Here is a 22,769-nt window from a genome sequence, read left to right on the forward strand (position 1 = left end):
TGATGTATTAAACACTTTTCTGACTGGCTTACTGGCGTGGCTGATGTCTGTCCTTGGTGGTATATGATAGCCTGAATGGTGTAGAACATTTCTTTTGATGGCTCCGGTAGTAATACCGGAGTTTTTTATATAGATGAAATGCACGACTGCAGAGGATTGAACAACTTTGTTTTATTATTTAGAACTGAACAAAATGAACGAACAGATTTTTGTGAATAGCTCTTATTTTTATTGAACACTTAGCAGGTAAGTGTTCCTGGGATTGCCGAAAACCAAAACAAGAGAGTAGGTGTCACCCAAAGTAAAAACTATCTTATGGATTTACTCAACCAACTGCTGGCAACTATTATTGCTTTGCTGAAATCTCTGCTCGGAGGTCTGTAAGATCTTCCACGGTAAGGGACTATTTCGTACTAAGGTGTGCTATCTCCCTTACAACTTAATCAGGAGGCTGTTTCACATGGTGGAACAGCCTCTTTTATCCCGATGAACTACTGGGATTGCCGAAAACCAGTAAATAGAGTAGGCGTTATTCAGAAACCTTTTAACCATGGATTTATTAAATCAACTGCTTGCATTAATCTTAGGATTAATCAAATCATTATTAGGTGGCGCAGGCGGTGGCTTACCACTGTAAAGTGTGTTTAAAACGCACATGTACAGCTAACATTACTTTAATTATTCAAAAGAAGGGTTGTTCCAGGTAAACCGGAACAACCCTTCTTTTTTTATGCCTGCGAAAAAAAGCTGCAAAGAAGTGCCGGTTTTTTTGGTTTTGAAATTTGTTTTCCTATATTTGTCAAAACGAGCATGTGAAGTAACCTTAAGGCTTAACACACACACAATGAATGTTTTCTGAAGCCTTATTGCGTGATTCCAGCATTTTTACCCCAATTCTTCCTTGCCGGAGCAGCACTTTTGCCCGGTATCTTTTATTTTTTCCTGAGATTTATTTGCCAAATAGAAAAAACGGGTTACCTTTGCCCTCCCAAATTGTATTGGGAAAAAACAAGAAGAAGTTCATTGCATATGTCTCAGAGAATAAGAATCAAGCTGAAGTCCTACGATCATAACCTGGTAGACAAGTCTGCTGAGAAGATCGTTAAAACCGTGCGTAACACGGGCGCCGTGGTAACAGGTCCAATTCCTTTACCTACAGAGAAGAAAATATTTACGGTACTGCGGTCTCCGCACGTAAATAAGAAAGCGCGCGAGCAGTTCCAGTTGTGTACACACAAGCGCTTACTGGATATTTACACGTCTTCTTCCAGAACCGTAGACGCGCTGAGTAAGCTCGATTTACCTTCCGGAGTAGAAGTTGAAATTAAAGCATAGGACAACAGCAAGGCGGGCGAAAGGCCGGCCTTTTATTGATTTATGGTTACACTACTGATTATCAGTGAGTAACAATTTTAACAAAACAAACATAGGTCGCGCCTTCTGGGCGGCCGCCCAATAAATGTATTTAAACCGCCCATCCTGGGGATAGCTAGAAATCCCCCAGGCGCTGGGTAAAATCATATAAAAAATGAAAGGTATTATTGGCAAAAAGATTGGTATGACCAGCATCTTCGAGTCTAATGGTAAGCAAACAGCTTGTACCATTATCGAAGCGGGTCCCAACGTTGTAACCCAGGTAAAAAGCCTGGAAACAGATGGTTACAATGCAATTCAGGTTTCTTTCGGTGAGAAGAAAGAAAAGCACACCACAAAAGCAGAAAGTAGTCACTTCGCGAAAGCAAGCACCTCTCCCAAACGTTTCGTAAAAGAACTCCGTAACCCGGATGTACAAAAAGCCCTCGGCGAATCCATCACATGTGAAATCTTCGCAGAAGGTGAATCAATTGACGTTGTAGGCACTTCCAAAGGTAAAGGCTTCCAGGGTGTTGTAAAACGCCACGGATTTAGCGGTGTGGGTGAAGCAACCCACGGTCAGCACGATAGAAGCAGAGCTCCTGGTTCTGTTGGCGGATCATCTTATCCTGCCCGCGTTTTCAAGGGTATGCGTATGGCCGGCCAGACAGGTAACGTAAGAATAAAAGTGAAAGGTCTGAAAATCCTGAAAATATTCCCTGAGAAGAATTATATCCTGGTAAGTGGTTCCGTTCCCGGCCACATTGGTTCAATCGTTTTAATCCAGAAGTAACATGCAAATCGACATTTTAAATATAGAAGGTAAGAAAACAGGAAGGTCTATTGAACTTCCTGAGGAAATCTTTGGTGTTGAACCTAACAACCACGTAATATACCTGGCTGTTAAACAATACCTCGCTGCTCAGCGTCAGGGTACTCACAAAGTGAAAACCAGAGCTGAAGTACAAGGTGCTTCCCGCAAACTGCACAAACAAAAAGGTACTGGTGGTGCCCGTAAAGGTAACATCCGTAACCCATTGTATAAAGGTGGTGGTACCATCTTTGGACCAAAACCGCACGGTTGGGGTTTTAAACTGAACAGAAAAGTGAAAGATCTCGCTAAGATCTCCGCCCTGTCAGTGAAAGCTAAAGAAAACAGCATCATCATCGTTGAAGATCTGCAGCTGGAAACGCCTAAAACCAAACAATTCGTTGGCTTCCTGAAGAACCTGAACATCAATGTTGACGGCAAAAAGACTATGTTCATCATGCCTGAATACAATGACAATGTTTATCTGTCTTTGAGAAACATCCCTACTGTAGACGGTACCATGCTGAGCGACGTAAATACTTACGACATCATGAACAGTAATTACCTCGTGTTTACAGAAAGCGCTGCGAGAATCTTCACTGAAGAGCCTGCAGAAGCTTAGGAGGTTGAAACCAATTAAATAACAAAGCTAAAGCTAAGAGCTAAAAGCTATAAGCTATAAGAAGATGAAACTTTCAGACGTCTTAATCAAACCGGTAGTATCCGAAAAGGTGAATAAAGCCACCGAAAAGTTCAACCGCTACTACTTCATTGTTGACAAAAAAGCCAACAAACTGGAGATCAAAAAAGCAGTGGAAGAGTTTTACGGTGTAACCGTAGCAGAAGTAAATACTGCTGTAATGCCAGGTAAAGCAAAACAACGTTTTACTAAAGCAGGTTTCGTTGCAGGTAAAAAACCGTCTTACAAAAAGGCGATTATTACTGTAACCAAAGGTGAAGCTATAGATCTGTATGCTAACATGTAGTGCCGTTCCGGCCTGAACAGCCGGGATGTGGATGTATATGCAGATCACAATTAATATTTAATAACATTTAACTTTTTAGGAAGTAATGGCACTGAAGAAGTTCAAACCAATGACGGCCGGTACCCGCTGGAAAATAGCGAACGCTTATGCGGAGCTAACATCGGATACCCCTGAGAAAAGCCTGCTGGAACCTATCAAAAGGACCGGCGGTAGAAATGCGCAAGGTAGAATGTCTATGCGCTACATAGGTGGTGGTCACAAGAAACAATACCGTGTAATAGATTTCAAGCGCGATAAGGAAAATATTCCGGCTACTGTTAAAACGATCGAGTACGATCCTAACCGTAGTGCATTTATCGCGCTGGTAAGCTATGCAGATGGTGAAAAACGTTACATCATTGCTCCACAGGGCTTACAGGTTGGCGGTACCGTTATTAGCGGCGCTGACGTAGCTCCTGAAGTAGGTAACGCTTTACCACTGAAAAACATGCCACTCGGTACTGTTGTGCACAACATCGAACTGCAACCTGGTAGAGGTGGTGCTATCGCAAGAAGCGCCGGCGCTTACGCACAGCTGTCCAACAAGGAAGAAAAATATGCCGTACTGAAAATGCCTTCCGGTGAACTGCGCAAAGTATTAAATACTTGTAAAGCAACCGTAGGTACTGTTTCTAACTCCGATCACGCCCTGCAATCCATCGGTAAAGCAGGTGCTAACCGTTGGAGAGGTATACGGCCCCGCACTCGTGGTGTGGCTATGAACCCTGTGGATCACCCAATGGGTGGTGGTGAAGGTAAATCTTCCGGCGGCCATCCAAGATCAAGAACTGGCAAATATGCGAAAGGTCTGAAAACCAGAAAACCGCATAAGAGTTCTGATAAGCTGATCATTAGCAGAAAAAACGGTAAAAAATTATAATATTTCGGAATTCGGGCTCCGGTAGCAATATCGGATCCCGGGTTTGAAAAATCATAAATCAGTAAGACATGGCTCGTTCCATAAAAAAAGGTCCTTACGTAGACCAGAAATTAGAGAATAAAGTTGAAAAAATGAATGTGGGCACCAAGCGTACTGTTATCAAGACCTGGAGCCGTCGTTCTACTATCACTCCTGATTTCGTTGGTCACACTTTCGCAGTTCACAATGGCAACAAATTTATTCCTGTTTATGTAACGGAATTTATGGTTGGTCATAAACTGGGCGAATTTGCTCCTACACGTAACTTTAGAGGACACGTAAACAAGAAAATGTAAATTTTAGTCTGAGGTTTGAGGTTTGAAGAATAGGTTTCAAACCGATAACATCAAACAACAGACATCAGACACTAAATAATAAAAGAAATTAATAACAATGGAAGCAGTAGCTAAGCTGAATAATAATCCTACATCTCCCCGCAAAATGCGTTTGCTGGCAGACTTAATACGTGGTCTGGATGTAGAAAAGGCTTTGAATATTTTGAAATTCCATCCGAAGCACCCTAGCGTACCTTTAGAAAAACTACTGGTATCCGCTATCGCAAACTGGAAAGTTAAAAACGAAGGTGCAAGGGTAGAAGATGCTAACCTGATCGTAAAAACCGTTTTTGTTGATGGTGGCCGCACGCTGAAAAGAATGCGCCCAGCTCCACAGGGAAGGGGTTACCGTATCCGCAAGAGAAGTAACCACGTAACGATTGTAGTTGACGGTAAAGCACAATAATTAGTGCACATCGGAAACGAGATAGAAACAAAACTATTAAACTAATAGACAAATAACCAGAACATGGGTCAGAAAACAAATCCTATTGGTAACAGGTTAGGTATCATCAGAGGATGGGACTCTAATTGGTATGGCAGCAAAAAAGATTTTGCTACCAAACTGATCGAAGATAACAAGATCAGAACTTATTTGAATGCCCGTATCAATAAAGGCGGCATCTCAAGAGTTGTGATCGAAAGAACTTTAGGTAAGTTAATCATCACTGTTCATACTTCTAAGCCTGGTATCATCATTGGTAAAGGTGGTAACGAAGTGGACCGCATCAAAGAAGAGCTGAAGAAACTGACAGGTAAGGAAGATGTTCAGATTAATATTCTGGAGATCCGCCGCCCTGAGATGGATGCTAACATCGTTGCTGAAACAATCGCTAAACAAATTGAAAGCCGTATCAACTACAAACGTGCTATCAAAATGGCAATTGCTACTGCGCTGAGAATGGGTGCTGAAGGTATCAAGGTTAAAATCAGTGGCCGTTTAGGTGGCGCTGAAATTGCCCGCTCCGAAGAAATGAAACAAGGTCGCGTGCCTTTACATACTTTCCGTATGGACATCGATTACGCTTCCCTGTTCGCTTTAACGGTTTATGGTAAAATCGGTATCAAAGTATGGATCTGTAAAGGTGAAGTACTTGGTAAACGCGACCTGAATCCGAACGTTTTAACCGGTAAAGAAGGCGATAACCGTGGCACTGGTGGTCATGGCGAACGCAGAGAACATCACGGCGAACGCAGAGATCACCGCGGTGGTGGTGAAAGAAGAGGCGGCGGTGGTGAACACCGTGGCGGTGGCCGTAGATAATATCTGGCGGTAAAGCAAACATTAACAATTACTATTAACATTAACAACATAGACGATGTTACAGCCAAAAAGAACGAAACACAGGAAGATGCACAAAGGCCGCATCAAAGGGAACGCTAAAAGAGGCGCTACCCTCTCCTTTGGTACTTTCGGTCTTAAAGCATTAGAACCTAAGTGGATCACTGACAGGCAGATCGAAGCTGCACGTGTTGCGCTGACAAGGCACATGAAACGTGAAGGTAACGTATGGATCCGCATATTCCCTGACAAACCTATCACTGCTAAGCCTTTGGAAGTGAGGATGGGTAAAGGTAAAGGTGCTCCTGACCATTGGGCAGCAGTAGTAAAACCCGGTAGAATTTTATTTGAAGCTGATGGCGTTTCCTTACAGGTAGCAAAAGAAGCAATGGAACTCGCAGCACAAAAACTGCCCATTAAAGTAAAATTTGTAACTAGCCGCGATTTCGTTGCTTAATTACAGGTACACAATAACTAAAAATCCGGCGAGCTGCCCCGGCAGCAAGCTGAATCAAACTCAATACAATGGCAAAAGAAAAGCTGGATCTGAAAGGCCTGAGCGAACAAGACCTTAAAGAGAAAATCTCTGCTGAGGAACTCCGCTTGAAAAAGATGACATTCGGTCATGCAATTACGCCAATCGAGAATCCGATGAGCATTCGTGGCGTAAGACGCGATATCGCACGCATGAATACTGAATTGCGTAAAAGACAACTGGGCTTCTAAATCTTCAGTCCCGGCTAAACCGGGACTGCTGAATAGCATTAGTATAACACATTTATGACCTCCTCACGGAGGGTTAAATACTTTCAACAATGACGACCGAAAGAAAATTAAGAAAAACCAGGATTGGTGTGGTTGCCAGCAACAAAATGGATAAAACCATCACCGTTAAGGTGGAGCGTAAGGTAAAGCACCCGATCTATGGTAAATTCGTGAAAAAAACTACCAAGTTCATGGCGCACGACGATAAAAACGAGTGCAGCATCGGCGATACCGTAAGAATTGCGGAAACTCGTCCTTTGAGCAAGAACAAGTGCTGGAGACTGGTAGAAGTAATCGCTAAAGTAAAATAATTATTTATTTGTTTCAAGCTGTATCCGGCAATCCCGGTTACAGCCGCTGATTAAACAATATCAAATCTCATTTCGATGATACAACAAGAATCAAGACTGAGTGTAGCTGACAATAGTGGTGCTAAGGAAGTACTTTGCATCCGCGTGTTAGGTAACTCCGGTCAGGACTACGCTGGCGTAGGCGATAAAATTGTAGTAACCGTTAAGGATGCAATGCCTGGTGGTGGTGTAAAGAAAGGTATGGTTACTAAAGCTGTAATCGTAAGAACTAAGAATAAATTACGTCGTAAAGACGGTTCTTATATCCGTTTCGATGACAACGCGGTTGTACTGCTGAATAACTCAGACGAACCTCGCGGTACCCGTATTTTCGGTCCGGTTGCACGTGAGCTGAGAGACAAGGGTTATATGAAAATTATCTCCCTCGCTCCTGAGGTATTATAAGGAAACTGAAAGGATTTTGAGGTTTTTAGACGGAGGAAATGTTAAATCATGACCGGAAATCAAAAAATCTCAAAATCCCGAATTATTTCTTATCTTTGCAGCCCGTTTGCAAAACGAGAAAAAACATTAATCAAGCGAAACAACTGTTTCGCTTGGCGTTTATAAATAAATCAAAGTAATGAAAACTAGATTTAAGCCTAAATTTAACATTAAGAAAGGCGACCTGGTTGCGGTAATTGCCGGCGATGACAAGGACAGAACTAAAGCGCGTAAAGTGCTGGAAGTAAATCCTGATAAAGCCCGCATTCTTGTAGAAGGCGTTAACATTATTACCAAACACACAAAGCCAACTGCTCAAAATACCAAAGGTGGTATTGTTAAGCAGGAAGCACCTATTGCTATCTCTAACGTGATGCTGTGGGATGCTAAAGCTGGTCAACCAACCAGAGTTAACAGGCAGAGAGAAACTGGTAAATTAATTCGTATCGCTAAAAAATCAGGGGAGGAAATTAAATAATGTCAAACGCGAAATATACTCCGAGACTGCAGACTAAATACCACGAGGAAGTTAAATCTGCACTGATGAAGAAATTCAACTACAAAAGTGTAATGCAGGTTCCTCGCCTGGTAAAGATTTGCCTGAACCAGGGTATCAACGGTGCTGTAGGTGATAAAAAACTGGTAGACATCGCTGTAGACGAAATGACCCGTATCTCCGGTCAGAAAGCTATCGCTACTATGTCTAAGAAGGATATCTCCAACTTCAAACTGAGAAAGAACATGCCTATCGGTGCACGTGTAACTTTACGCAGCACTAACATGTATGACTTCCTGGATCGTTTGATCGCGGTATCTTTGCCACGTGTACGTGACTTCAAAGGTGTGAACGAAAAAGCTTTTGACGGTCGTGGTAACTACACAATGGGTATCACCGAACAAATCATCTTCCCTGAAATCGATATCGATAAAGTAACGAAAATGTCCGGTATGGATATCACCTTCGTTACAACTGCAAACACCAACGAAGAAGCTTACGAGCTGCTGAAGGAAATGGGTATGCCGTTCAAGGGTATGAAAAAAGATAATCAGTAAATCGAAACGATAATATAATTATGGCAAAAGAATCCGTAAAAGCCAGACAAAGGAAAAGAGAAGCAATGGTAGCAAAGTTTGCTGAAAAGCGTGCTGCCCTGAAAGCTGCCGGTGACTACACAGCACTGGATCAACTGCCTAAGAATGCATCTCCTGTTCGTCTGCATAACAGATGCCAATTGAGCGGTCGTCCTAAAGGCTACATGCGTCATTTTGGTCTTTGCAGGAACATGTTCCGTGACTTGGCACTCGCAGGTAAAATCCCTGGCGTTAGAAAAGCCAGCTGGTAAGAGTAAAATAAGAGATGAAAATCTCTCAATCAAGAAAGTTATTTGAGTCCCATCTAATTTAATGATTGGATATCGCATTGTAAACATTATCAAACTATTACACAATGGTTACTGATCCAATAGCAGACTTCCTGACAAGAATCCGGAACGCGCAAATGGCCACCCACAGGATTGTGGAAATCCCGGCTTCCAAGCTGAAAAAACGTATTACAGAAATTCTGTACGATAAAGGTTATATCCTGAAGTACAAATTTGAAGAAGATACTAAACAAGGCGTAATCAAAATCGCTTTGAAGTACGATCCTTTAACAAAAGAGCCCGCTATCAAGGAAATACAACGTATCAGCCGTCCAGGTTTACGTCAGTACTCTAAACCAGAGGATTTTAAACGTGTGAAGAACGGTTTAGGCGTGGCTATCATCTCTACTTCTAAAGGTGTAATGACCGATAAAGAAGCCAAAGCTCAAAACGTAGGTGGCGAAGTAGTTTGCTTCATCTATTAATATATTGAACTATTGGTTGTTATGCAACCAATAGTTCGCATAAGTTATCTGACAATTAAGCTCACTATACGGCGCTGAACACGGATAACCGGTAAACAATATCACAATAATCAACTTTAAATTAAAGTTATGTCACGTATAGGTAAAAGTCCTATCAAATTGGCTAGCGGTGTTACAGTTACTGTATCCGCTTCCAATGAAATAACCGTAAAAGGTCCAAAAGGTGAACTGAAAAAGAACATCGATAGGGACATGAAGGTAGAAGTGAAGGAAGGAGTATTAACAGTGATTCGCCCAACTGAACAGATTCGTCACAAAGCACTCCACGGTTTATACCGCGCTTTACTGGCTAATATGGTAGAAGGTGTAACTGTTGGTTTCAAAAAACAACTGGAACTGGTGGGTGTTGGTTATAAAGCAACAAACAACGGTCAGTTACTGGATCTCGCATTAGGTTATTCTCACAATATCGTTTTCGAAATTCCTAAAGAACTGAAGGTAGCTACCCTGACTGAAAAAGGTCAGAACCCTAAGATCATGCTGGAAGGTATCGATAACCAATTACTGGGTCAGGTTGCTGCGAAAATCCGCGGTCTCCGTAAACCAGAGCCTTACAAAGGTAAAGGTGTTCGCTACAGTGATGAAGTGGTACGTAAGAAAGCTGGTAAATCGGCTGGTAAATAAAATTTTTAATTAGCTAATCAGCTTCAATAGCTGGTTAGCTAATTTTAACAGATATCCCGGCAGCATCGGGGTAATAAAATAAAACTCAAAATGAGCACAAAAGTTAACAGGAGACAGAAAATCCGCTACCGCATCCGTAAGAAAATCTCCGGTACTGCACAAGCACCAAGATTATCTGTATTTCGCAGTAATGGCGATATCTATGTGCAATTGATCGACGATACCAATGGCACTACCCTGGCTTCAGCTTCTTCCCGTGATAAGGATATCAAAGCACAGCAAGGCACTAAATCTGAAAAAGCTACATTGGTAGGTAAAGCGCTGGGTATTAAAGCTATCGCGCTGGGTCTCACCACTTGCATTTTCGATAGAAGTGGTTATTTATATCATGGCCGCGTGAAATGCGTAGCTGACGGAGCAAGAGAAGGCGGTCTTCAGTTTTAATCACGAAGTCCGAATCTTATAATTCTGAACAAGTAATTCTTATAAAATAAAATGGCAAAGAATTCATTCAATAAAGTAAAGGCTGGTGATCTGGAGCTGAAAGAGAAAGTTGTGGCGATCAACCGTGTTACTAAAACCACTAAAGGCGGTCGTACATTCAGTTTTTCCGCACTGGTAGTAGTAGGTAACGAAAACGGTGTAGTAGGTCACGGTCTTGGTAAAGCTAAAGAAGTGCAGCAAGCTATCACGAAAGGTATAGACGATGCAAAAAAGAACCTGATTAAGGTTCCTGTTATGCACGGTACTATCCCTCACGATCAGTTTGCGAAAGAAGGCGCTGCCAAAGTATTGATTAAACCAGCTGCTCATGGTACTGGTGTAATCGCTGGAGGTTCTATGCGTGCAGTGCTGGAAAGTGCTGGTGTTACGGACGTTCTGGCTAAATCTTTGGGTTCTGCTAATCCGCATAACGTGGTTAAAGCTACTTTCAAAGCATTGGGCATGTTACGTGAGCCAATCAGCATAGCTAAAACCAGAGGAATCTCCCTGAAAAAAGTTTTCAACGGATGATAATTACTGCGCTCTCACGGGCATAGTAGTTTCCGGATATTTTGAAAATAATTCATTAACAATTAAATTACTCCGCCTTCGGCGGATAGGGGTTTATGGCAAAGATTAAGATCACTCAAGTGAAAAGTGGTATAGACCGTTCTGAAAGGCAGAAACTGACCTTGAAAGCACTGGGCCTGACTAAGATGCACGCTACTGTTGAAGTAGAAGCAACTCCTCAGATCTTGGGAATGGTTCGTAAAGTGAATCACCTTGTAACAGTAGCAGAAGTTAACGCTTAGTAATAAGTAACACTGCTGTGGGATTGTCCGTTGATAATCTTACCTTTACATTTGTGACTTTACCATTTTTATTCTAGATTAAAGCGAGCGGTTAATTTCCGCGCAAGTAAAAACAATTAATTATGAATCTGCATTCATTAAAGCCTGCACAAGGGGCTGTACATAAAGAAAAACGTCTTGGACGTGGTGAGGCTTCCGGTAAAGGTGGTACCTCTACAAAAGGTAACAAAGGTATCCAGCAACGTGCTGGTTATTCCAGCAAAAGAGGCTTCGAAGGCGGTCAGATGCCAATCCAACGCCGTATGCCAAAACGCGGTTTCAAAAACATTTTCCGTGAAGAATTTACAATCTTTAACCTGGGTCAGCTCGACAATTTAGTTGAGAAATACGGTATCCAGGAGTTCAATATGGAAAGCTTGTTCATGAACGGTCTGATTAGCAGAACGGCCAAAGTTAAGATTCTCGCTAACGGAGAACTCAAGACCAAGGTTACTGTTAAAGTGAACGCGATCAGTGAGAAAGCTAAGCAGGCCATCGAAACAGCGGGTGGATCAGTAGAACTGGTATAAGACTTTACGACTGAGGAGACGCCTACGGAGTAGTGCGTCTTTTCATATTTAATAGCGCTATTAAACCTTTATCTTCCTGTGAAGAAATTTATCGAAACGATTAAGAATATCTGGAGTATTGAGGATTTGCGTAACCGCATCCTGACCACCCTGCTCCTGGTCCTCATCTACCGTGTAGGATCCTATATCGCTTTGCCTGGTATTGATGCAAACGATCTTACCTCCAACTTTGAAAAGAATTCTAATCAAGGTATTTTAGGATTGGTGAACATGTTTGCCGGCGGATCGTTTTCAAGGGCCTCTATATTTGCGTTGGGTATTATGCCCTACATTTCCGCGTCAATTGCTATTCAGTTATTAACAATAGCAGTACCTTATTTCCAGAAACTCCAGAAGGAAGGTGAAAGCGGCCGCAAAAAGATTAACCAGTTTACCCGTTATCTCACAGTAATAGTAACAGGTTTCCAGGCGAGCGCTTACGTAGCTTATCTGCGTAATCAATCCGGTGGCGCTATTATGCCTGAATATGGCACCTTTTTCTTCTGGCTCTCTACTACCATTGTACTTACTGCAGGTACCCTGTTTGTAATGTGGCTTGGTGAAAAGATCACAGATAAAGGTATTGGTAACGGTACTTCCATCATCATCATGATGGGTATCCTTGCCCGTTTGCCACAGGCTTTAGTGGCAGAGTTCTCCAGTAAGGTAGCAGGTGAAGCGGGTGGACCGATCCTGTTCCTCATAGAAATTGCCATCTTTATCTTAATTACGGTTGGGCTTATCCTGCTTGTTCAGGGTACGCGAAAAATACCGGTGAATTACGCGAAACGTATTGTGGGTAACAAACAATATGGTGGTGTACGCCAGTTCATTCCCCTGAAGGTGAATGCTGCAGGTGTAATGCCAATCATCTTTGCCCAGGCTATTATGTTCATACCTGCTACTGCGATAGGCTTTGCAACTTCTTCTGAGAGTGCATCCGGCTTTATCCGCATCTTTAGTGATCACACTAATAGCTGGTATAACCTGATATATGCGGTACTTGTAATTGTATTTACCTACTTCTATACTGCGTTGATCTTCAATCCAACCCAAATGGCGGATGAAATGAAACGTAATAACGGCTTCATTCCTGGCATTAAACCAGGTAAATCCACTGCCGATTATATCGGCGCGGTAATGGACCGTATCACTTTACCAGGTGCATTTTTCCTGGCCATCGTTGGTATATTGCCAGGCGTAGCTGCTGCCTTTAAGATTAACAGTAACTTTGCTACCTTCTTTGGTGGTACTTCACTGTTGATCATGGTGGGAGTTATCCTGGATACACTGCAACAGATCGAAAGCCAGCTGCTGATGCGCCATTATGATGGACTCATGAGCACCGGCCGTATCAAAGGCAGAACTGCCCCGGCTAACGCATAAGTAATTGAACGCTCCGGCGAACAATAACAATAAAATAGCCACAGAAGCTTTTACGCTTTAGTGGCTATATTATTTTGAATAAAGCAGTTAGCCTTTAGCTATTGGCTTTTAGCAGAATTCTTTCTCTAACAGCTTATAGCTAATGGCTAACAGCTTAAGAAACAAGGATTGTTATGATTCATTATAAGACGAAGGAAGAAATAGAGCTGATACGTAAAAGCGCCCTCCTCCTGAGTGCTGCCCTGGCAGAAGTGGCCAAAGCCATGAAACCCGGAATGAGCACACTTGATGTAGATGCAGTGGCGGATAAGTTTATCGTTGAGAATGGTGCAACTCCTTCTTTTAAAAATTACAAAGGTTTCCCGAATGCTTGCTGCATTTCTGTAAATGAAGAAGTAGTGCATGGCATCCCCAACAAATATGTGCTGAAAGACGGTGATATCCTCACAGTGGACGTAGGCGTTTATATGAACGGTTATCATGCAGACAGTGCCTATACCTTTGCAATCGGTAATGTACCTGAAAATGTACTTCGACTGATGGCGGCTACTAAAGCTTCTCTTTACAAAGGCATTGAGAAAGCAATTGTGGGTAACAGGGTAGGTGATATCTCATACGCTATTCAGGAATACACAGAGAAAGAGCGTGGTTACGGCGTTGTAAGGGAGCTGGTGGGGCATGGCCTTGGCAGAAACCTGCACGAAGATCCTCAGGTGCCTAACTATGGTAAACGCGGTAGTGGCCCTGTGATGAAGGAAGGATTGGTAATAGCCATTGAGCCTATGATCAACCTCCGTACCAAGGATGTGGAATACCTGGAAGATGGCTGGACAGTAGCTACCCGTGATGGCAGTCCTTCTGTACACTTTGAGCATACAGTAGCGGTAGGAAAAGGTAAAGCAGATGTTTTATCTACTTACGTGGATATCGAAAAAGCAGAGAAAAATAACCCCGAATTGAACACAAATTACTGATGCTGAATAGTGTATTTGTCTAATATTATGTGGGTTTTAACGAGAAATCAGGTAGGTTTTAGTAAGAAAACTGGCAATATTAATAATAATCACGGTAAATTTTTCTATTTCAAAAGATAAATGCTATCTTTGCAGTCCTAAAAATTTTTATGGCAAAACAGGCACTCATTAAGCAGGATGGAATTATTTTAGAAGCCTTGTCGAACGCTATGTTCCGTGTAAAATTGGAAAATGGGCATGAGATCCTGGCCACCATTTCTGGAAAAATGAGGATGCACTATATCCGCATTCTGCCAGGAGATAAGGTTGGAGTGGAGATGAGCCCATACGATTTATCAAGAGGCCGTATAATTTTCAGATACAAATAAGGTCGGCACGGAATAGAAGAGTTTGGAAGTTACAATTTAACAAATATCATAACCTTTTATAAAGTATTAATCATGAAGGTAAGAGCTGCAATCAAAAAAAGAAGCGCGGATTGTAAAATAGTTCGTAGAAAAGGTGTTTTGTTGGTAATCAACAAAAAGAATCCTCGTTTTAAACAACGCCAGGGTTAATCGATTCCCCTAACGGAATTTGATTTTTTAATCAGAATCATAAAATCTAAAATAGAAATATGGCACGTATAGCCGGTATAGATCTTCCTAAAAATAAAAGAGGAGAAATTGGCCTCACCTATATCTTTGGTATAGGCCGTTCTACCGCCCAATATATCCTGAACAAGGCGGAAATTGATTTCAACAAAAAAGTGCGGGATTGGAATGATGATGAACAAGCTGCCATCCGTAATGTTATCAACGGTGAGTTTAAGGTAGAGGGTCAACTGCGTTCTGAAGTACAAATGAATATCAAGCGTTTGCTGGATATCGCTTGCTACCGCGGTTTACGCCACAGGAAAGGCTTACCGGTAAGAGGTCAGCGTACACGTACCAACAGCCGTACCCGTAAAGGTAAACGTAAGACAGTGGCTGGTAAGAAAAAAGCAACTAAGAAATAATAAATAAAATCCCAGGTTGAAATCCCAATTCCGAATCAGAGGGGTTTCAAGGACATTGAGTCGTGTAAATTTGGGATCTGGAATTTCATATTTGGAATTTAAATCATTATGGCAAAAGCAAATAATACAAAAACTGCTGCTAATAAAAAGAGGGTAGTAAAAGTAGATAACTACGGAGACGTACACATCTCCGCTAGCTTTAACAACATCATTGTTAGCATTACCAATAAGCACGGTCAGGTAATTTCCTGGTCTTCTGCGGGTAAGATGGGCTTCAGAGGTTCTAAAAAGAACACTCCTTATGCAGCTCAGCTGGCTGCACAGGATGCTGCTAAAGTTGCAATGGACTCTGGTCTGAAAAGAGCAGATGTTTTTGTTAAAGGCCCGGGTGCTGGTCGTGAAAGTGCTATCCGCGCTATCGCTAACTCCGGTATCGAAGTGAACATGATTAAAGACGTTACGCCTTTACCTCACAACGGTTGCCGTCCTCCTAAGAAGAGAAGAGTATAGAAATATATATTCACAGATTCCAGATACCAGATTTCTTACGAAGTTTGGTATCTGGAGTTTGTAGTTTATTATTTATAAATGGGTGTATGATCAGGTTTTCAGATTTTTTGAAGAGCATGCACCATTAACTAAAAAATCTAAAGTATATTTAATCATGGCAAGGTACACAGGACCAAAGACCAAAATTTCCAGAATTTTTGGTGAACCCATTCTCGGTAATGGCAAGTATTTAAGTAAAAACAGTAACCCTCCGGGTCAGCATGGTGCTAATCGTAAACGCAAACAATTAGGTGAATACGCACTGCAGCTGAGAGAAAAACAGAAAGCAAAATACACTTATGGTTTGCTGGAGCGTCAGTTCCGTAACCTGTTCGACGAAGCTACCCGTAGAAAAGGTGTTGCCGGTGAAGTATTGATCAAATTGCTCGAAGCCCGTCTGGATAACACTGTTTTCCGTCTGGGTATCGCACCTTCCCGCCCTGCTGCACGTCAGCTGGTTTCTCACAAGCACGTAACTGTTAACGGTGTCGTTGTTAATACTCCTTCTTTCCAACTGAAACCAGGAGATGTTATCAGCCTGAAAAACAAAACCGCAAACAATTCTGCATTGACCAGCGTTATTCGTGGAAAAAATCCTAAGTTTAGCTGGTTAGATTGGAGCGAAAAAGAAATGAAAGGTATATTCATTGCTTATCCTGAGAGAGAGAGCGTTCCTGAGAATATCAAGGAACAACTGATTGTAGAATTGTACTCTAAGTAATAAATAATTAGTCCATGGCCTTGGTCATGGACTAACCTCATATTTAAACAAATAAATCTATCATATCAATGGCAATTTTAAATTTCCAGAAACCTGATAAGATCGTATTGCAGAAGTCTACCGACTTTGAAGCTCAATTCGAATTCCGTCCATTAGAACCAGGTTATGCTGTGACTGTCGGTAATGCGTTACGTCGCGTACTGTTGTCTTCTTTGGAGGGCTATGCCATTGTGGGTATTAAGATCGAAGGGGCAGATCACGAGTTCGCTACACTGAAAGGTGTTACTGAAGACGTTACTGAGATTATTCTGAATCTGAAACAGGTTCGTTTTAAGAAGATCTCTGAGAGTGATGTAACGAACGAAAAGATCACGCTATCGATCAAGGGTAAAACAGAATTTCGTGCGGATATGATTGAAAAAGCCACCAGTGCTTTCCAGATCATGAATCCTGAGCTGTTAATCTGCACCCTGGATCCTTCTGCTAAGCTGGATATCGAATTGACTATCGGCAAAGGTCGTGGTTATGTTCCGGCTGAAGAAAACAAGCCCAAAGATGCAATATTTGGCTACATCGCTATCGACTCTATCTTTACGCCTATCAAGAACGTAAAGTACAGCATAGAAAATACCCGTGTTGAACAGAAAACTGACTATGAGAAGCTCGTAATGGAGGTGATCACAGATGGTACTATTCATCCGGAAGAAGCAGTAAAACAGGCTTCCCGCATTCTGATCCAGCATCTGATGATCATTACTGATGAAAACATCAGCTTTGATACTAAAGACACGGAGAAAGAAGACGTGGTAGACGAACAAACACTGCAACTGCGTAAGATCCTGAAAACACCACTGGAAGATCTCGATCTGAGTGTGCGTGCATTCAACTGTCTGAAAGCAGCTAAAATCAATTCATTGAGCGAACTGGTACAATACGAACAGGAAGAACTGATGAAGTTCAGAAACTTTGGCCAGAAATCACTGAGCGAAATTGAACAGGTATTAGGTGAAAGAGGTCTGCACTTCGGTATGGATCTTTCTAAACTGAAACTGGAAGAAGAATAGTCTTAACAGCTATTAGCCATTAGCTGTTAGCGTTTAGTGCTAAAAGCTAATAGCTAACAGCTAATATCTAAACAAAGTACCTTGCAATTCCTGACACGGTGTAAGGGTTAAAACAAATAATGTCATGCGTCACGGAGTTAAATTAAACAAATTAAGCAGAACTGCTTCCCACCGTAAAGCCCTGATGTCCAATCTGGCTTGCGAACTGATCAGCCATAAACGTATCAACACTACACTGGCAAAGGCTAAAGCCCTGCGTGTGTACGTTGAGCCGCTGCTGACAAGAGGCAAAACCGATTCTACCCACAACCGTAGAATTGTGTTCAGCTACCTGCAGGATAAAGAAGCTATCAAGGAACTGTTCAGCACGATCAGTGAGAAAATAGCTACCCGTCCTGGTGGTTACACCCGTATCATTAAGCTGGGTAAACGTCATGGAGATAACGCAGAAGTTGCGATGATTGAACTGGTAGATTTCAACGAAATCTACGGAGTATCAACTGAAAAAACTGCTGCTAAGAAAACACGTCGTGCCGGTGGTGCTAAGAAAAAAGGTGATGAAGCAACTGAAACTAAAGCTGCTGACACTACAACAGAAGAAAAATCTGCTGAATAATCTTATAGTAACGATACGAAAAAAGGACAAAGCCTCGCTTTGTCCTTTTTTTATGCATAGATAAATGCAGATATTTCGTAATATTACAGTAGTATTATTAACTACCCTCCTATGAAATACCTGAAATGCGACAGCTGTGGTCATGCCAATGCAATTAAGTCAGAGTACCTCACTTTTTGTGATGAGTGCGGCAAAAAGCTCCCCCATACTTTTGCAGAGTGGCGTAAAACGCATCCCATGGCTTCTTTTCCGGAGTACCAGCAAAAAGTAGGCATCTCCATAAAAATAGAAAAGCCAAATATGGCGATAGCCTGGGTGAAAAAACAGTTTCAGCCGGCCAACAGGGGTAAAGTAATTCTCTTTTTTTCTCTCTTAACAGTACTGGTAGCTACGGCAGGTACTTTATTCGGTAAACGTGCGGTATATACCTTGCTGTACCCAAAAGTAGCAAAGAGTAGCTTGTACAGCAGCTGGCAAACGGCCACTATTGGGCGTCAGGCACTGGAAATAAGCACTCCTGTGAAATTGTGGGTGCATGATCAGCCACTGGAAGGTGAGGAGGCTAAAAGCATTGAATATTCCAAAAGTTATAAAAATGAAGATGGCGGTGGTATACAAATATCTGTCAACATGTTCAGCTATTTGAGCAATGTGGCCAATAGCGTGGAAGAAGCTGTTGCCCAGTCACATAACGCTATGCAATTGGGAGGAGAGATAACGGATATACAGTGTAAGTCAGTACCAGTATTGATTTCCGGTCTGCCAGGTATACTGGAGGAAGGTAATTACCTGTATAAAAGTGCTATCCGTCTGGCATTTTGTAACCTGGTAATGATTAAGGGAAATAGCCGCTGGCAAATTCATATAAACTACCGGGATGATGATCAGATAGGCCAGCAGGTGGCACAAAGAGTATTGAAATCTGTAAAAATTAAGTAACATATTTATTTCTGGTAAAAAAAATCTGCAATTAACTGTTGCATTTCATAACTTTGCACGGTTTTTTATCCGAACCTTCAGGGCTTTTACACCCTTGAAGGTTTTTTTTAAAATATAAAACAAGACAGATACCAGAAATGCCTCAGACAAGAACCATCCAACCTGCCATACTGCTGTTAGACGACGGTACGGTTTTTCAGGGAAAAGCTTTTGGGAAAATTGGCACTGCCGCCGGTGAACTAGCTTTCAATACCGGTATGACGGGTTACCAGGAAGTGTTTACAGACCCTTCTTACAAAGGACAGGTACTTATTATGAACAACTGCTACATTGGGAACTACGGCACCAAGAAAGATGACGTAGAAAGTAGCAGTGTGAAGATCAGCGGTTTGATCGCTAAGAATATTGCGTATAACTATTCCAGGAAGATGGCTGATGCGTCACTGGAAACGTTCCTGACCGACAATAACCTGGTAGCCATTTATGATGTTGATACCCGTGCCCTCGTGTCTCACATCCGTAGCAAAGGTGCTATGAACTGTATTATCTCTTCAGAAGAACTGGACGTAGAAAAGCTGAAAGTTGAATTGGCGAAAGTGCCGTCAATGGAAGGTTTGGCCTTATGCCAGGAAGTAACCACCAAAGAGGTATACAATATAGGAGATCCGGCATCGGACATCCGTATTGCAGTACTGGATAATGGGGTAAAGAGGAATATGCTGAAATGTTTGTCTGAAAAAGGCGCATACCTGCAGGTATTTCCTACCGACACCAAATTTGAAGTGTGCGAAGAATTTAAGCCACATGCTTACTTTATTTCTAATGGTCCCGGCGATCCGGCTCCGTTGAAATACGCAGTAGATACGGTGAAAAAAATCCTGGCTGCAGAAAGACCGATGTTCGGTATCTGCCTGGGACATCAGCTGCTGGCATTGGCCAATGATATTCCAACTTACAAGATGCACCATGGTCACCGTGGTTTAAACCATCCGGTAAAAAACCTGAAAACAGGTTTGTGTGAGATCACTACCCAAAACCACGGTTTTGCGGTTGATCCTAAAGCCATAGCTGCCAGTGATAACGTGGAGGTTACGCACGTTAACCTGAATGATCACTCCGTAGAAGGTATTCGTATCAAGAACAAGCCGGCATTCAGCGTACAGTATCACCCGGAATCAACCCCTGGTCCGTTTGATAGCCGTTATTTGTTTGATGATTTCTTTGAGATGATCAGAGCGAATAAAGCTGCCAGCCTTTAGCTTTTAAGCATATAATTTACTAATAGCTAAAAGCTAAACGCTTATAGCTAAAATGAAGACGGTCCCGAGGAATCGGGACCGTTGCATTTTAAAATTCCACGTTATGAAAACAAACGAAATTACTATGCAACTAGGCAATAGTGTTTCCGCCGTTTTATTACATAACAATATTATAGAAAAAAGACGTGTAATGGTGAAATCAGTTGCTGAATATTTTGGATCATTGGCATAATCTGTTGATTTATGCTTGTTTTTCGAAGAATATACCGGGATTGGGACAAAAAAATACGGCTCTGTGATCAGAGCCGTTTGCCTTTATAAATTCCACGTTATGAAAAACTGATACAAAAATACGATATTTTGCTAAAACGTTTTAGTTAATCTTTGAGTTTTACAGAAGACTGATAAATCTTATGCTGTAATAACAATTCAAAGGTCGGACCAAATAAACGTTCTAAGAAATAATGCAGGTTAAATTTTTCTTAAACAAGTTTAGATTTTGCAGTCCATCGTATTTGTAAATATTTTTATTTATGAGTTATTTTCGTGTTGTTGCTGTTTCTTTATCAAATATACAAAATAAAACATGAAAATTCCAAGCATTGGATGTTAAATAATTGCCTTTTCGGCGAAAAAAATAAACATTAAATTATTAATAATATGTTTACTCTTCTTATTACTTTATCTAACTACTTATTTTAAGCCCAAAATTATTTGTTAGTTCGGTCAGGATATATCTCTAATGCCTTTTTCAGGCAGACCATGGCATGACGAATGTCTTCTGTATTGAGCACATAAGCCAGGCGCACTTCATTTTTCCCCAACCCAGGTGTAGCATAAAACCCGGTTGCAGGCGCCATCATCACCGTTTGGCCTTCGTAAGAGAAGGAATCCAGCATCCACTGACAGAACTTATCGGAATCGTCGATAGGTAAACTGGCCATAGCGTAGAAAGCTCCACCTGGATTAGGACAAAATACATCCGGGATCTCATTCAGCATTTTTACCAATATATCCCGACGGCTCAGGTACTCGGCTTTGATACCGTCAAAATAATCAGCAGGCAGATCTACTGCAGCTTCACCGGCAATTTGTGCAAAAGAAGGAGGACTGAGGCGTGCCTGCGCAAACTTCATAGTAGCATCCAGCACAGATTGATTTTTAGTAACAAATGCGCCTATACGACCACCACATGCGCTGTAACGCTTGGAGATGGTATCCATCAGTATCACATTGTTTTCCATTCCTTCCAGGTTCATCGCGGAAAAATGCTGACCACTGTAGCAAAACTCGCGGTAGGCTTCATCGGAGAACAGGAACAGGTTATGTTTCAGGCACAGCTCTTTCAGTACTTCCATTTCTGCCTGGCTATACAGATAACCGGTTGGGTTATTTGGGTTACAGATCAGGATCGCTTTGGTACGTGGTGTAATGGCTTTTTCAAAATCGGCCATAGCGGGTAACGCAAAACCGGTTTTAATGCTGGCTGTAATGGTTTTTATTTTCACTTCGGCCTCTACTGCAAACCCGTTGTAGTTGGCGTAAAAAGGTTCCGGAACAATCACTTCATCTCCCGGATCCAGGCAGGCCATGAATGCAAATACAATGGCTTCAGAACCACCGGTAGTTACAATGATCTGGTTATGATTAAGAGAGATGTTGAATCTTTCATAATAGGTAACCAGTTTGCGGCGATAGCTTTCATTTCCTGCGCTGTGGCTGTATTCCAGGATCTTGAAATCGGAATGACGCACCGCATCCAGTACCGGCTTAGGTGTTTCAATATCCGGCTGCCCGATGTTGAGGTGATATACTTTAACACCTCTTTTCTTTGCTGCTTCAGCGAAGGGTACAAGCTTTCTGATGGGAGAAGGCGGCATTTGCTCACCTCTCTGGCTAATGGTAGGCATAAAATTGTTTTGATTCTTTTGCGTTGCAAAGATAGGGGATACTATGGGCAACAAAAAAACCTTACAGCATTGTGCTGTAAGGTCTTAAATATGTTTCAGTGCGAATGTTAGTTGTTGGTACCTCCACCTACTGTACCGGTCAGGTGCAATTCCTTGTCCTGATCCACGCCTCTGAACTTAACCCAGATGGTTTTATTCTGCTGACCCAAACCGTTTGCGCTATAGCTAGCGGTTACTTTACCTTTTTTACCAGGCAGGATCGGTTCTTGTGTCCATTTTGGTGTAGTGCAACCGCAACTTGCGCGGGCAGCTTCAATCAAAATCGGTTCTTTGGAAATGTTGGTGAATTCGAAGTCAACAGAAACAGGTTTGTTCAGCTCTGTTTTACCAAAATCAACCGTTTCTTTTACAAATTTTACTTTTGCATCTGCTGCATTTTGAGGAGCTGGCGTAGTTTGAGCCCACAGCGCTGTAGTCAACAGCATGCTCGCAAATAGGGATAAGATGAATTTTTTCATTTTCATATGATGGTTTTTTAAATCGACCGGTTAAAAAATATGAATATCTTTCTAGCCGATAACAAATTTACGGCCAAAAAGCATTACATACCTTACAATTTATTAAATTCTTATTAAAA

The 22,769-nt window shown here is 41.9% G+C and carries 35 protein-coding genes; 33 read left to right on the top strand and 2 right to left on the bottom strand.

What is annotated here, in order from left to right; translation table 11 throughout:
• Positions 1-1,029 precede the first annotated feature (1,029 nt).
• The 33 genes from rpsJ (at position 1,030) to CLV51_RS29780 (ending at position 20,454) form a co-directional block, all read left to right on the top strand.
• Positions 1,030-1,335 carry a 30S ribosomal protein S10 gene (gene rpsJ, locus CLV51_RS09660; RefSeq protein WP_012789286.1) on the top strand — a complete coding sequence of 102 codons (306 nt, stop codon included), beginning with the start codon at positions 1,030-1,032 and terminating at the stop codon, positions 1,333-1,335.
• A 193-nt stretch (positions 1,336-1,528) separates the two neighbouring features.
• Positions 1,529-2,146 (top strand): 50S ribosomal protein L3, encoded by a 618-nt coding sequence (gene rplC, locus CLV51_RS09665; protein WP_106527840.1) that lies wholly within the window; start codon positions 1,529-1,531, stop codon positions 2,144-2,146.
• Between the two features lies 1 nt (position 2,147).
• Positions 2,148-2,786: a 50S ribosomal protein L4 gene (gene rplD, locus CLV51_RS09670; protein WP_106527841.1), complete on the top strand. Its 639-nt coding sequence runs from the start codon at positions 2,148-2,150 to the stop codon at positions 2,784-2,786.
• A gap of 64 nt (positions 2,787-2,850) precedes the next feature.
• Positions 2,851-3,150 carry a 50S ribosomal protein L23 gene (gene rplW, locus CLV51_RS09675; protein WP_106527842.1) on the top strand — a complete coding sequence of 100 codons (300 nt, stop codon included), beginning with the start codon at positions 2,851-2,853 and terminating at the stop codon, positions 3,148-3,150.
• A gap of 85 nt (positions 3,151-3,235) precedes the next feature.
• Positions 3,236-4,069 (top strand): 50S ribosomal protein L2, encoded by an 834-nt coding sequence (rplB, locus tag CLV51_RS09680; protein ID WP_106527843.1) that lies wholly within the window; start codon positions 3,236-3,238, stop codon positions 4,067-4,069.
• A 68-nt stretch (positions 4,070-4,137) separates the two neighbouring features.
• Positions 4,138-4,404, top strand: coding sequence for a 30S ribosomal protein S19 (gene rpsS, locus CLV51_RS09685; RefSeq protein WP_106527844.1), 267 nt, complete (start codon positions 4,138-4,140; stop codon positions 4,402-4,404).
• A 97-nt stretch (positions 4,405-4,501) separates the two neighbouring features.
• Positions 4,502-4,849 (top strand): 50S ribosomal protein L22, encoded by a 348-nt coding sequence (rplV, locus tag CLV51_RS09690; RefSeq protein ID WP_106527845.1) that lies wholly within the window; start codon positions 4,502-4,504, stop codon positions 4,847-4,849.
• Between the two features lie 63 nt (positions 4,850-4,912).
• A complete protein-coding gene (gene rpsC / locus CLV51_RS09695) occupies positions 4,913-5,707 on the top strand; it encodes a 30S ribosomal protein S3 (RefSeq protein WP_106527846.1) in 795 nt (264 codons plus the stop codon).
• 55 nt (positions 5,708-5,762) lie between these two features.
• Positions 5,763-6,182 carry a 50S ribosomal protein L16 gene (rplP, locus tag CLV51_RS09700; protein WP_106527847.1) on the top strand — a complete coding sequence of 140 codons (420 nt, stop codon included), beginning with the start codon at positions 5,763-5,765 and terminating at the stop codon, positions 6,180-6,182.
• Between the two features lie 68 nt (positions 6,183-6,250).
• Positions 6,251-6,451 carry a 50S ribosomal protein L29 gene (gene rpmC, locus CLV51_RS09705; RefSeq protein ID WP_106527848.1) on the top strand — a complete coding sequence of 67 codons (201 nt, stop codon included), beginning with the start codon at positions 6,251-6,253 and terminating at the stop codon, positions 6,449-6,451.
• Positions 6,452-6,540: 89 nt separating this feature from the next.
• Positions 6,541-6,801, top strand: coding sequence for a 30S ribosomal protein S17 (gene rpsQ / locus CLV51_RS09710; protein WP_106527849.1), 261 nt, complete (start codon positions 6,541-6,543; stop codon positions 6,799-6,801).
• A gap of 75 nt (positions 6,802-6,876) precedes the next feature.
• A complete protein-coding gene (gene rplN / locus CLV51_RS09715) occupies positions 6,877-7,245 on the top strand; it encodes a 50S ribosomal protein L14 (protein ID WP_079470765.1) in 369 nt (122 codons plus the stop codon).
• A 178-nt stretch (positions 7,246-7,423) separates the two neighbouring features.
• The gene (rplX, locus tag CLV51_RS09720; RefSeq protein ID WP_106527850.1) at positions 7,424-7,762 is read left to right on the top strand and encodes a 50S ribosomal protein L24; all 339 of its coding nucleotides are present in this window, start codon (positions 7,424-7,426) and stop codon (positions 7,760-7,762) included.
• Positions 7,762-8,337, top strand: a complete 576-nt coding sequence (gene rplE, locus CLV51_RS09725) for a 50S ribosomal protein L5 (RefSeq protein ID WP_106527851.1) — start codon at positions 7,762-7,764, stop codon at positions 8,335-8,337. The genes rplX and rplE overlap by 1 nt, the downstream gene beginning before the upstream one ends.
• A gap of 20 nt (positions 8,338-8,357) precedes the next feature.
• Positions 8,358-8,627 (top strand): 30S ribosomal protein S14, encoded by a 270-nt coding sequence (gene rpsN / locus CLV51_RS09730; protein ID WP_106527852.1) that lies wholly within the window; start codon positions 8,358-8,360, stop codon positions 8,625-8,627.
• A 104-nt stretch (positions 8,628-8,731) separates the two neighbouring features.
• Entirely contained in the window at positions 8,732-9,130 is a 399-nt protein-coding gene (rpsH, locus tag CLV51_RS09735) for a 30S ribosomal protein S8 (RefSeq protein ID WP_106527853.1), read from the top strand.
• Positions 9,131-9,259: 129 nt separating this feature from the next.
• Entirely contained in the window at positions 9,260-9,814 is a 555-nt protein-coding gene (gene rplF / locus CLV51_RS09740) for a 50S ribosomal protein L6 (RefSeq protein WP_106527854.1), read from the top strand.
• 90 nt (positions 9,815-9,904) lie between these two features.
• Entirely contained in the window at positions 9,905-10,258 is a 354-nt protein-coding gene (rplR, locus tag CLV51_RS09745) for a 50S ribosomal protein L18 (protein ID WP_106527855.1), read from the top strand.
• A gap of 51 nt (positions 10,259-10,309) precedes the next feature.
• Complete coding sequence (gene rpsE / locus CLV51_RS09750; RefSeq protein ID WP_106527856.1) at positions 10,310-10,828, top strand: 30S ribosomal protein S5; 519 nt, start codon at positions 10,310-10,312, stop codon at positions 10,826-10,828.
• 95 nt (positions 10,829-10,923) lie between these two features.
• Positions 10,924-11,109, top strand: coding sequence for a 50S ribosomal protein L30 (gene rpmD, locus CLV51_RS09755; protein ID WP_106527857.1), 186 nt, complete (start codon positions 10,924-10,926; stop codon positions 11,107-11,109).
• A gap of 122 nt (positions 11,110-11,231) precedes the next feature.
• On the top strand, positions 11,232-11,678 hold the full coding sequence (rplO, locus tag CLV51_RS09760) for a 50S ribosomal protein L15 (protein ID WP_106527858.1): 447 nt from the start codon (positions 11,232-11,234) through the stop codon (positions 11,676-11,678).
• A gap of 78 nt (positions 11,679-11,756) precedes the next feature.
• Positions 11,757-13,103, top strand: a complete 1,347-nt coding sequence (gene secY / locus CLV51_RS09765) for a preprotein translocase subunit SecY (protein ID WP_106527859.1) — start codon at positions 11,757-11,759, stop codon at positions 13,101-13,103.
• A gap of 173 nt (positions 13,104-13,276) precedes the next feature.
• Positions 13,277-14,077, top strand: coding sequence for a type I methionyl aminopeptidase (map, locus tag CLV51_RS09770; RefSeq protein ID WP_211301980.1), 801 nt, complete (start codon positions 13,277-13,279; stop codon positions 14,075-14,077).
• Positions 14,078-14,226: 149 nt separating this feature from the next.
• Positions 14,227-14,445 (top strand): translation initiation factor IF-1, encoded by a 219-nt coding sequence (gene infA / locus CLV51_RS09775; protein WP_012789309.1) that lies wholly within the window; start codon positions 14,227-14,229, stop codon positions 14,443-14,445.
• A 72-nt stretch (positions 14,446-14,517) separates the two neighbouring features.
• Complete coding sequence (rpmJ, locus tag CLV51_RS09780) at positions 14,518-14,634, top strand: 50S ribosomal protein L36 (RefSeq protein WP_073083232.1); 117 nt, start codon at positions 14,518-14,520, stop codon at positions 14,632-14,634.
• Positions 14,635-14,693: 59 nt separating this feature from the next.
• Positions 14,694-15,074, top strand: a complete 381-nt coding sequence (gene rpsM, locus CLV51_RS09785; protein ID WP_106527861.1) for a 30S ribosomal protein S13 — start codon at positions 14,694-14,696, stop codon at positions 15,072-15,074.
• Positions 15,075-15,182: 108 nt separating this feature from the next.
• Entirely contained in the window at positions 15,183-15,584 is a 402-nt protein-coding gene (gene rpsK / locus CLV51_RS09790) for a 30S ribosomal protein S11 (protein ID WP_079470752.1), read from the top strand.
• A 154-nt stretch (positions 15,585-15,738) separates the two neighbouring features.
• Entirely contained in the window at positions 15,739-16,344 is a 606-nt protein-coding gene (rpsD, locus tag CLV51_RS09795) for a 30S ribosomal protein S4 (RefSeq protein WP_106528791.1), read from the top strand.
• Between the two features lie 68 nt (positions 16,345-16,412).
• Complete coding sequence (locus CLV51_RS09800; RefSeq protein ID WP_106527862.1) at positions 16,413-17,408, top strand: DNA-directed RNA polymerase subunit alpha; 996 nt, start codon at positions 16,413-16,415, stop codon at positions 17,406-17,408.
• A gap of 124 nt (positions 17,409-17,532) precedes the next feature.
• A complete protein-coding gene (gene rplQ, locus CLV51_RS09805) occupies positions 17,533-18,024 on the top strand; it encodes a 50S ribosomal protein L17 (RefSeq protein WP_106527863.1) in 492 nt (163 codons plus the stop codon).
• Positions 18,025-18,135: 111 nt separating this feature from the next.
• A complete protein-coding gene (locus CLV51_RS09810; RefSeq protein ID WP_106527864.1) occupies positions 18,136-18,963 on the top strand; it encodes a hypothetical protein in 828 nt (275 codons plus the stop codon).
• A 137-nt stretch (positions 18,964-19,100) separates the two neighbouring features.
• Positions 19,101-20,222, top strand: a complete 1,122-nt coding sequence (gene carA, locus CLV51_RS09815; protein ID WP_106527865.1) for a glutamine-hydrolyzing carbamoyl-phosphate synthase small subunit — start codon at positions 19,101-19,103, stop codon at positions 20,220-20,222.
• A 103-nt stretch (positions 20,223-20,325) separates the two neighbouring features.
• On the top strand, positions 20,326-20,454 hold the full coding sequence (locus CLV51_RS29780; RefSeq protein WP_281261525.1) for a hypothetical protein: 129 nt from the start codon (positions 20,326-20,328) through the stop codon (positions 20,452-20,454).
• A gap of 478 nt (positions 20,455-20,932) precedes the next feature.
• On the opposite strand, the gene CLV51_RS09820 is transcribed toward CLV51_RS29780, so the two are convergent.
• Together CLV51_RS09820 and CLV51_RS09825 are read right to left on the bottom strand one after the other, a co-directional pair.
• Positions 20,933-22,132, bottom strand: coding sequence for a pyridoxal phosphate-dependent aminotransferase (locus tag CLV51_RS09820; protein ID WP_106527866.1), 1,200 nt, complete (start codon positions 22,130-22,132; stop codon positions 20,933-20,935).
• 107 nt (positions 22,133-22,239) lie between these two features.
• Positions 22,240-22,650, bottom strand: a complete 411-nt coding sequence (locus CLV51_RS09825) for a DUF1573 domain-containing protein (protein WP_106528792.1) — start codon at positions 22,648-22,650, stop codon at positions 22,240-22,242.
• Positions 22,651-22,769 lie beyond the last annotated feature (119 nt).

This window comes from Chitinophaga niastensis (assembly GCF_003014755.1).
Lineage (GTDB): Bacteria > Bacteroidota > Bacteroidia > Chitinophagales > Chitinophagaceae > Chitinophaga > Chitinophaga niastensis.

Bases quoted from the DNA above. Each gene is read 5' to 3' on its own strand.
- rpsJ (WP_012789286.1), top strand. From the start codon at position 1,030: ATGTCTCAGAGAATAAGAATCAAGCTGAAGTCCTACGATCATAACCTG.
- rplC (WP_106527840.1), top strand. From the start codon at position 1,529: ATGAAAGGTATTATTGGCAAAAAGATTGGTATGACCAGCATCTTCGAG.
- rplD (WP_106527841.1), top strand. From the start codon at position 2,148: ATGCAAATCGACATTTTAAATATAGAAGGTAAGAAAACAGGAAGGTCT.
- rplW (WP_106527842.1), top strand. From the start codon at position 2,851: ATGAAACTTTCAGACGTCTTAATCAAACCGGTAGTATCCGAAAAGGTG.
- rplB (WP_106527843.1), top strand. From the start codon at position 3,236: ATGGCACTGAAGAAGTTCAAACCAATGACGGCCGGTACCCGCTGGAAA.
- rpsS (WP_106527844.1), top strand. From the start codon at position 4,138: ATGGCTCGTTCCATAAAAAAAGGTCCTTACGTAGACCAGAAATTAGAG.
- rplV (WP_106527845.1), top strand. From the start codon at position 4,502: ATGGAAGCAGTAGCTAAGCTGAATAATAATCCTACATCTCCCCGCAAA.
- rpsC (WP_106527846.1), top strand. From the start codon at position 4,913: ATGGGTCAGAAAACAAATCCTATTGGTAACAGGTTAGGTATCATCAGA.
- rplP (WP_106527847.1), top strand. From the start codon at position 5,763: ATGTTACAGCCAAAAAGAACGAAACACAGGAAGATGCACAAAGGCCGC.
- rpmC (WP_106527848.1), top strand. From the start codon at position 6,251: ATGGCAAAAGAAAAGCTGGATCTGAAAGGCCTGAGCGAACAAGACCTT.
- rpsQ (WP_106527849.1), top strand. From the start codon at position 6,541: ATGACGACCGAAAGAAAATTAAGAAAAACCAGGATTGGTGTGGTTGCC.
- rplN (WP_079470765.1), top strand. From the start codon at position 6,877: ATGATACAACAAGAATCAAGACTGAGTGTAGCTGACAATAGTGGTGCT.
- rplX (WP_106527850.1), top strand. From the start codon at position 7,424: ATGAAAACTAGATTTAAGCCTAAATTTAACATTAAGAAAGGCGACCTG.
- rplE (WP_106527851.1), top strand. From the start codon at position 7,762: ATGTCAAACGCGAAATATACTCCGAGACTGCAGACTAAATACCACGAG.
- rpsN (WP_106527852.1), top strand. From the start codon at position 8,358: ATGGCAAAAGAATCCGTAAAAGCCAGACAAAGGAAAAGAGAAGCAATG.
- rpsH (WP_106527853.1), top strand. From the start codon at position 8,732: ATGGTTACTGATCCAATAGCAGACTTCCTGACAAGAATCCGGAACGCG.
- rplF (WP_106527854.1), top strand. From the start codon at position 9,260: ATGTCACGTATAGGTAAAAGTCCTATCAAATTGGCTAGCGGTGTTACA.
- rplR (WP_106527855.1), top strand. From the start codon at position 9,905: ATGAGCACAAAAGTTAACAGGAGACAGAAAATCCGCTACCGCATCCGT.
- rpsE (WP_106527856.1), top strand. From the start codon at position 10,310: ATGGCAAAGAATTCATTCAATAAAGTAAAGGCTGGTGATCTGGAGCTG.
- rpmD (WP_106527857.1), top strand. From the start codon at position 10,924: ATGGCAAAGATTAAGATCACTCAAGTGAAAAGTGGTATAGACCGTTCT.
- rplO (WP_106527858.1), top strand. From the start codon at position 11,232: ATGAATCTGCATTCATTAAAGCCTGCACAAGGGGCTGTACATAAAGAA.
- map (WP_211301980.1), top strand. From the start codon at position 13,277: ATGATTCATTATAAGACGAAGGAAGAAATAGAGCTGATACGTAAAAGC.
- infA (WP_012789309.1), top strand. From the start codon at position 14,227: ATGGCAAAACAGGCACTCATTAAGCAGGATGGAATTATTTTAGAAGCC.
- rpmJ (WP_073083232.1), top strand. From the start codon at position 14,518: ATGAAGGTAAGAGCTGCAATCAAAAAAAGAAGCGCGGATTGTAAAATA.
- rpsM (WP_106527861.1), top strand. From the start codon at position 14,694: ATGGCACGTATAGCCGGTATAGATCTTCCTAAAAATAAAAGAGGAGAA.
- rpsK (WP_079470752.1), top strand. From the start codon at position 15,183: ATGGCAAAAGCAAATAATACAAAAACTGCTGCTAATAAAAAGAGGGTA.
- rpsD (WP_106528791.1), top strand. From the start codon at position 15,739: ATGGCAAGGTACACAGGACCAAAGACCAAAATTTCCAGAATTTTTGGT.
- CLV51_RS09800 (WP_106527862.1), top strand. From the start codon at position 16,413: ATGGCAATTTTAAATTTCCAGAAACCTGATAAGATCGTATTGCAGAAG.
- rplQ (WP_106527863.1), top strand. From the start codon at position 17,533: ATGCGTCACGGAGTTAAATTAAACAAATTAAGCAGAACTGCTTCCCAC.
- CLV51_RS09810 (WP_106527864.1), top strand. From the start codon at position 18,136: ATGAAATACCTGAAATGCGACAGCTGTGGTCATGCCAATGCAATTAAG.
- carA (WP_106527865.1), top strand. From the start codon at position 19,101: ATGCCTCAGACAAGAACCATCCAACCTGCCATACTGCTGTTAGACGAC.
- CLV51_RS29780 (WP_281261525.1), top strand. From the start codon at position 20,326: ATGAAAACAAACGAAATTACTATGCAACTAGGCAATAGTGTTTCCGCC.
- CLV51_RS09820 (WP_106527866.1), bottom strand. From the start codon at position 22,132: ATGCCTACCATTAGCCAGAGAGGTGAGCAAATGCCGCCTTCTCCCATC.
- CLV51_RS09825 (WP_106528792.1), bottom strand. From the start codon at position 22,650: ATGAAAAAATTCATCTTATCCCTATTTGCGAGCATGCTGTTGACTACA.